Annotated in this window: 4 protein-coding genes; 2 read left to right on the top strand and 2 right to left on the bottom strand. The window is 71.5% G+C overall.

The features are described from left to right. Positions 1–72 precede the first annotated feature (72 nt). Positions 73–1,008 carry a TerC family protein gene (locus ACFV9G_RS29630; RefSeq protein ID WP_378733038.1) on the bottom strand — a complete coding sequence of 312 codons (936 nt, stop codon included), beginning with the start codon at positions 1,006–1,008 and terminating at the stop codon, positions 73–75. A gap of 188 nt (positions 1,009–1,196) precedes the next feature. On the opposite strand from ACFV9G_RS29630, the gene ACFV9G_RS29625 reads away from it, so the two are divergent. Together ACFV9G_RS29625 and ACFV9G_RS29620 are read left to right on the top strand one after the other, a co-directional pair. Then, a complete protein-coding gene (locus ACFV9G_RS29625) occupies positions 1,197–2,579 on the top strand; it encodes an FAD-binding oxidoreductase (RefSeq protein ID WP_378733036.1) in 1,383 nt (460 codons plus the stop codon). A 24-nt stretch (positions 2,580–2,603) separates the two neighbouring features. Continuing rightward, on the top strand, positions 2,604–3,431 hold the full coding sequence (locus ACFV9G_RS29620; protein WP_378733034.1) for a hypothetical protein: 828 nt from the start codon (positions 2,604–2,606) through the stop codon (positions 3,429–3,431). A 17-nt stretch (positions 3,432–3,448) separates the two neighbouring features. Here ACFV9G_RS29620 and ACFV9G_RS29615 read toward each other — a convergent pair whose 3' ends face one another. Then, positions 3,449–5,152, bottom strand: coding sequence for a copper resistance CopC/CopD family protein (locus tag ACFV9G_RS29615; RefSeq protein ID WP_378733032.1), 1,704 nt, complete (start codon positions 5,150–5,152; stop codon positions 3,449–3,451). Between the last annotated feature and the right edge of the window lie 111 nt (positions 5,153–5,263).

Raw genomic sequence — 5,263 nt, 5'->3', positions numbered from 1 at the left:
ACCGACGGGATCGCCCGTCGGTCGAGCCGCCGGAGCCGCTAGGCGGAGGCGTGTCGAGACCAACACGGTCGCCTATGCGTCCGTCTTCTCCAGGGCCTCGTTCTCTTCCCGAGCCTGCGTACGCGCGGAGGCGATCAGGCTGGTGGTCACGGTGACGGCGAGGATGCCGACGATGACCACCAGGGAGAGCCAGGTCGGGATGACCGGGACGCTGTCCCAGCGACCGTGGGCCCAGTGCAGGCCGAGCTTGACGCCGATGAAGGCGAGGATCGCGGCCAGACCGTAGGAGAGGTGGACCAGCTTGGACAGGGCACCCTCGAGCACGAAGTAGAGGGCACGCAGGCCGAGCAGTGCGAACGCGTTGGTGGCGAAGACGAGGTAGGGGTCGCCGGTGATGCCGTAGACCGCCGGCACCGAGTCGACCGCGAAGACGATGTCGGTGGCGAAGATGGCGAGCACCACGATGGCCATCGGCTTGAGGCCGATCTTGCGGCCGATGCGTACGGCGAGCATCTCCTCGGGGTCGACCTTCTGGTCGTGGCCCTGGAGCGCCTCGGTGAAGATCTTCGCCGCGGTGATCAGCAGGATCGCGCCGAAGATCAGGAAGGCGATGTCCCACTGGGAGAGCGCCGCGGCACCCAGCGCGATGAAGATGCCGCGCAGCACGAGCGCGCCGACGATGCCGAAGAGCAGCACCTTCTGCTGCAGGTGCCGTGGCACCGCGAAGGCCGCGAGCAGCAGCATGAAGACGAAGAGGTTGTCGACGCTGAGCGACTTCTCGACGATGTAGCCGGTGTAGTACTCGAAGCCGGTCTGGCTTCCGTGGGCGTTCCAGACCCAGACGCCGAAGGCGAGCGGAAGTGCGATGTAGAACGCCGACCAGCCCAGCGCCTCCTTCATGGAGACCTCGTGCGGGCGCCTGGTCAGGATGAAGTCGAGGGCGATCAGCACCACGACGGCGGCGATGGTCACGGCCCACAGGGTGGGCGTGGCAATGGTATCGAGCATGCGGGTTCCTCAGGCGTGTCGATGAACGTCTGAGGTCTCCCTCACCCCGGATCGGGGTGTCATTCCGGGACGGTGTCGGCACCGACGTACTGACCGGAATGAGCTTGGTGAGGTACTCCCCTCGAGGTAAAGCGTATCGGTATCGTCGAACGGGTTCGCAATCGGCTCTCTCACGAGAGGATGTCGGGATGACGACGGAGTCCGTGCTGTCCTTGATCGACGACCTCGCCGCCGGTGTCTCCGAGGTCGTGACCGATGAGCTCTCGCGGCTGGCGGCCTCGACCGACCGGTCCGGATCGGTCGCCGCCGGTCTGCCGGTGGCGGTGGTGAGGGCGCACAGCGTCGCGGACGTCCAGGCGGCGATGCGGATCGCCTCGGCGCACCGGGTGCCGGTCGTCCCGCGCGGCACGGGCGCCGGGCTGGCCGGGGGAGCGGTGGCCGGCCCGGACCGCCTCGTCGTCGACCTCTCCGCGATGGACCGCATCCTCGAGCTCGACCCGGTCGACGAGATCGCGGTCGTCGAGCCCGGTGTGCTCACCGCGCGGCTCGACGCGGCCGCTGCCGAGGTCGGGCTGCGCTACGCCCCCGATCCGGCCTCGGCCGCGATCTGCACGATCGGCGGCAACGTCGCCACCAACGCCGGCGGCCTGCGGTGCGTGAAGTACGGCGTGACCCGGGAGGCGGTTCTGGGCCTCGACGTCGTCCTCGCCGACGGCACCCTGATCCACACCGGGCGGCGCACCATGAAGGGTGTCGCGGGACTCGACCTCACCGCCCTCTTCGTGGGCTCGGAGGGCACGCTGGGGATCGTCGTCGGCGCGACCCTGCGGCTCAAGCCGCGGCCGGTCTCGACATTGACGGCGTCGGCTGCGTACGCCTCGGTGGCGGCGGCCGCGCGCGCCTGCGCCGAGATCGCGGCCGCCCGGCGGCTGCCCTCCATGCTGGAGCTCGTCGACCGGCGCTGTCTCGAGGCCATCGACCGGTTCGCGGGCACCTCCTACGCCTCCCGTGGGGACGCGCTGGTGATCGCCCAGGCCGACGGGCCCGCGGCGGAGACCGAGATCGCGGCGATCGCGGCCGTCCTCGGCAAGGAGGCCACGTGGGTCGAGCACGGTGTCGATGAGGAGTCCTCCGAGCGCCTCGTCGCGACCCGTCGCCAGATCCTGCCGGCCATCGAGACCGAGGGGGCCTTCTTCATCGAGGACATCTGCGTGCCCCGGTCCCGGCTCGCCGAGGCGGTCGAGCGGATCTCCGAGATCTCGGACCGGCACGGCGTACGCATCTACACCATCGCCCACGCAGGCGACGGCAACCTCCACCCGGTCATCGGCTGGGACCCCTCGCCTTCCGACGTCCCCGGTGTCATGCCGCCCGCGGAGACCGCGGCCGGGGACGAGATCTTCGCCCTCGCCCTCGAGCTCGGTGGCACCACCACCGGCGAGCATGGTGTCGGCCGGCTCAAGCAGAAGTGGCTCGAGCCCGAGCTCGGCGCAGGTTCCATCGACGTGCAGCATCGGATCAAGGCGGCGCTGGATCCGCTCGGGATTCTCAATCCGGGTGTCGGGTTCTGAACAGTCCCATGACACCCTTTCCCCGTGCGTGTCGGAATTGCTGCTGTCGTTCTGTGTCTCGGTCTTGCGGTCACCCTGATCGCCTGTGGCGGCGAACCGGAGGCGGCCAGCCCCACCTCGACTCCGAGTGCGGCGACCGTCGTGACCGCCATCAAGGGTGCCGACGGCACCTCCGCGACCGCGGGGGGCTACACGCTCGGTGACGTCAGCCTGCCCGCCGAGGCAGGCACCCCGGGGAAGGTGAGCTTCACGATCACCAAGGACGGCGACCCGGTCACCGACTACATCGAGGAGCAGACCAAGGACCTCCACCTCTACGTCGTACGCGACGACCTGGAGGTCTTCCGGCACCTGCACCCGACTCAGGGTGAGGCCGGTGCCTGGTCCGGCGACCTGACGCTGCCCGCGGGCGGCAACTATCGCGTGGTCGTCGAGTTCGCGGCCCGGACCCCCGACGGCAAGGGGGAGCAGGCGATGCTCGGTGCCGCGGCGAAGGTCGCGGGGGCGGCCGAGGTGGACGTACCCGGCTCCGACGACGGCACCGTGATCGCCGCGCTGGAGGAGACCCCGAAGCCCGGGATCGACCAGGAGATCGGCGTCCTGATCTCCGACCCGGCAGGCAAGCCGGTCAACCTCGGCACCTACCTCGGGGTCTATGCGCACGTGACCGCGTTCAGCCGTGAGACGGGCGAGGTGATCCACCTGCACCCCCTCGGCGGCCCCGAGAACGGCGAGGACGGCACCCGCCTCGGCATCCATGTGAAGCCGCCGAAGGCGGGTGACTACGTCTTCTTCGTGCAGGTGCGTGTCGACGGGATGATCCACACGCTCCGGCTCCCGGTCACCGTCTGAGAGTCACTGTCTGAGAGTCACTGTCCGACGCTGAACTTCACCAGCGCCAGCGGGCTCTCGAACTCGCCCAGCCGCAGCCCGACGGTCGCCTCCCAGACGCCGCCCTTGGGCAGCACGACGTCCGCCTCCCAGGTGCCGGCGGCGACCGTCTTCAGGGCCAGGCTGCCCAGGTCGACGTCGCCGGACCTCAGCTTGGCGGTCGGGACCGCAGCCGCCTCGACGGGCTCGCCGGCCGCGTCCTGGATCTGCAGCCGGAGCACGTTCGGGCCCGGGCCCGCCGGGGTCAGCGTCGCGTAGACCCGGTGGTCCTCGCCCAGCTCCGCGACCTGGGTGTTGGTCTGCGCCACCGCGACCGATCCGGTCCCGGCCGAACCGGCACCCGCCTGCGGCGGCTGGTCGACCAGGAAGCCGGTGACGCCGAGGACGACGACGAGCACGCCCGCCTCCATCAGCACCGCTCTGCGCAGCATCGAGCCGGCCTCGACGGTGTCGTCGTGGCCGGCCGCCTGACGGACGCGGGGGAGGACCAGCAGCCGGTTGCCTGCCGCCATCACGGCGACCGCGACGACCAGGGCGATCTTGGTCATCAGCAGCGTGCCGTACGTGCTGTTGAGCAGGTTGTCCCAGGACCCGAGGATCCGCCAGCCCATCAGCACGCCCGAGACCGCGAGGGCGGCCAGGGACACGGCGGCGAGGGTGGAGAACCGGGTGACGATCTCGGCCGCGACCGCGCCGCGCCGGGTGATCAGCGGCAGGGTCAGCGCGAGACCGACGAGGCCGCCGAGCCAGAGCGCGCCGGCGACGAGGTGGATGACATCGGTGCCGGTGACCAGCCAGGCGGGTACGACCGCGCGGGAGTGGCCCACGAACGCCGGGGAGCAGATCGCGACCAGCCCCGCGGCCGCGGCCAGGCGGGGCCGCTCGCGCAGCGCGAGCGCTGCCGCGATGCCGAGGATCCCCACCAGGGCGCTGAGCCACTCCTTGCCGACCGAGGCCGGCGACCAGGCGTCGAAGGTGAGCATCGCCCCGGGTCCGCTCTCGCTCTGCAGCGCGCCGCTGGCCGGGGCGAGCGCGACCAGCGCGACCACGGCGACCATGCCGGCGAGTATCTGCAGGCGCTGTACCCGCGCGATCGCGCGGTCGGGGACGCGGTGCTCACCCACGATCACTGCACGGAACCAGACCAGGCCCACGACCAGCAGCAGCGCGGCGTACTGGAGGAACTGGAGGACTCCGTGGATCACCGCCGTCGCCCTGGACGGCTCCGTGGACGGAGGCGGGGCGACGCTGAGGCTCGGGGCGCCGACCGCGAAGGTCAGCGAGCCCGAGATCGGGTGGCCGTCGGCCGACACCGCGCGCCAGGCGACGACGTAGGTGCCGTCGCCGAGGCTGCTCGCCTGCGCGAGCGCGACCTGCATCTCGGTGCCGCTCGCGGTCGCCTCGGAGGTGACCTCCTGGCCCTTCGCGTCGTAGACGGTCACGCCCGCCGGGGGCAGCGTCACGGCCTCGTCGAAGGTGAAGGTGATCGTCTCCGGCGCTTGTTCCAGGACCGCCCCCTCCTCGGGGTCGGTGCCGATGAGCGTCGCGTGCGCCTGGGCGGGGGAGGTGCTGAGCAGGACGGCGTACACGACGGCAGCGAGCGCCACCAGCAGCCGCCCCAGGGCGCGGCCGCCCCGGCCCGGGGGGCCCGGGCCGCCCGGGCCGGGGGGCAGAAACCCCAAACAACCCCCCCCCCCCCCGGGGGGGGGGCGAGAAAGGCCCCCCCGCGGCGGGGGGGGGGGGGGGGTGAGACCCAACGGGGGCCGAGGGGGGGGGCCCAAGGGGTTGTGAAC

It is taken from the genome of Nocardioides sp. NPDC059952 (assembly GCF_042730435.1).
Lineage (GTDB): Bacteria > Actinomycetota > Actinomycetes > Propionibacteriales > Nocardioidaceae > Nocardioides.
The sequence above is the reverse complement of the archived record's forward strand: the minus strand, read 5'-3'. Positions and strand labels throughout refer to the sequence as shown.